The sequence below is a fragment of the Neisseria sp. P0021.S007 genome (assembly GCF_051956855.1).
The window spans coordinates 1-569 of sequence record NZ_JBQCXA010000900.1; the positions used below are offsets into that span (position 1 = coordinate 1).

1 protein-coding gene is annotated in these 569 nt (G+C 53.3%); it reads left to right on the forward strand.

The window, feature by feature from the left end:
* Positions 1 to 62: 62 nt before the first annotated feature.
* Positions 63 to 569: ABC transporter permease (locus tag ACTHUR_RS16610; protein WP_440399785.1), on the forward strand; the 507-nt coding region annotated here is incomplete at its 3' end.

Here is a 569-nt window from a genome sequence, read left to right on the forward strand (position 1 = left end):
ATCGATATCCATACCCCGACACTTGACGATATGTACGCACAATTCTTAAAACGGGAAGACGTATGAACCCCGTTTGGATTATTACCGGCAAAGAAGTCCGCGACAGCCTGCGCAACCGTTGGGTCCTCGCCGCCGCACTCCTGCTTGCCGCGCTTGCCCTGTCATTGGGTTTCCTGGGCAGCTCGCCTACCGGTACAGTCAAAGTCGATCCGTTGACCGTTACCGTTGTCAGCCTCTCCAGCCTGTCGATTTTCCTGATTCCGCTGATTGCGATGTTGCTCTCTTATGATGCGCTGATTGGCGAAATCGAACGCGGCACGATGGCGCTGTTGTTGAGCTATCCGATTTCGCGCAACCAAATCCTTGCCGGCAAATTTATCGGCCATCTCATCATCCTTGCCCTTGCCACCACGGCAGGCTACGGATTGGCGGGCATTACCCTCCAGCTTGCCAACGGCGGCTTTGACCTTGCCGCATGGAAACCTTTTGCCCTCCTGATTGTTGCCAGTGTGATTCTTGGTGCAGCCTTTTTGTCTATGGGTTATTTGATTAGCGCAAAAGTCAAAGAA